2 protein-coding genes are annotated in these 1038 nt (G+C 37.4%); one reads left to right on the top strand and one right to left on the bottom strand.

Annotated features, from left to right (window positions below; genetic code table 11):
• The coding region (locus tag ACFIO3_RS13790; protein ID WP_375704654.1) for an EAL domain-containing protein at positions 1-453 on the top strand (453 nt) is incomplete at its 5' end.
• Positions 454-501: 48 nt separating this feature from the next.
• On the opposite strand, the gene ACFIO3_RS13785 is transcribed toward ACFIO3_RS13790, so the two are convergent.
• A partial coding sequence (locus tag ACFIO3_RS13785; protein WP_375704653.1) for a YqgE/AlgH family protein occupies positions 502-1038 on the bottom strand: 537 nt, incomplete at its 5' end.

The following is a 1038-nucleotide window of genomic DNA, read 5'->3' as shown; positions in this document are numbered from 1 at the left end:
TTGCGTGCCGCTTTGCTTCGGCATCCGCTCCACAAAGGACGCTTAATGATTGAAATATCTGAATTTGTCTTAAGAAAAAATCCTGAACAATCAGCGCACTTTCTTGAACAAATTAAAATACTTGGAATGAATCTTGCACTCGATAATTTTGGAACAGGTTATTCGTCTCTGACCTATCTTGTACGTTATCCATTTGATATGGTTAAACTTGATCGCTCACTTATCTCAATCGACTCTCTCAAGAAGAAACTTGTTCTCAAGTCTATCATTAATATGGCAACAGATCTTAACTTGCAAATTATTGCAGAAGGTGTAGAAAGTGAAAAAGAAGCAATCTTCCTCCGTCAAGAAGGCTGTAAATATGTTCAAAGCACACTTGTCACGAAACCAATTACCATAGAAGAATTAATCACTCTCGTTCAGAGCCATTTCCCTTATAAAATAAAAACATAAGGAATAGAATAACGTGTAAAGTTAAAAAACTCAGAAAATAACAAAACTCTATGCATGTCCCATTTCAGAAGCAAGATAGGTTGGATTGATCCCCATGCGCGTTAAGCTTTCGTCATACTTGCGACTTAAATCACTTTCAAAAAGAAAACTAGGTGATGTAGAACTGATTAGCCAACCATTCGTAGAAATTTCAGCCTCAAGTTGTCCTGCTTTCCATCCAGCATAGCCTAATGCTACTAGTGCATGCTGCGGACCTTGTTCACAGCTAATCGCTTTTAATATATCAATTGTCGCAGTAAAACAGACCTTCTCTGCAATAAAAACAGTTTCTTCACAAGCATAATCATCTGAATGAAGGACAAAACCACGTGAAGGATCAACAGGACCACCATAGCGAACTGGAAAATTTTTTATCGGTTCAGAAAGACATTTTTTTTTGCCACTGTCTATTACTCCTAAGTGAAGCAAAAGCTCTGGAAAATCAATATGGTGTAATTGATTGAGAATAATGCCCATCGCACCAGCATCAGAATGCGCGCAAATATAAATAACAGAACGAATAAAGCGTTTGTCATTCATTCCAGG

It is taken from the genome of Bartonella sp. AD328YNZD, assembly GCF_042196425.1.
The sequence above is the reverse complement of the archived record's forward strand: the minus strand, read 5'-3'. Positions and strand labels throughout refer to the sequence as shown.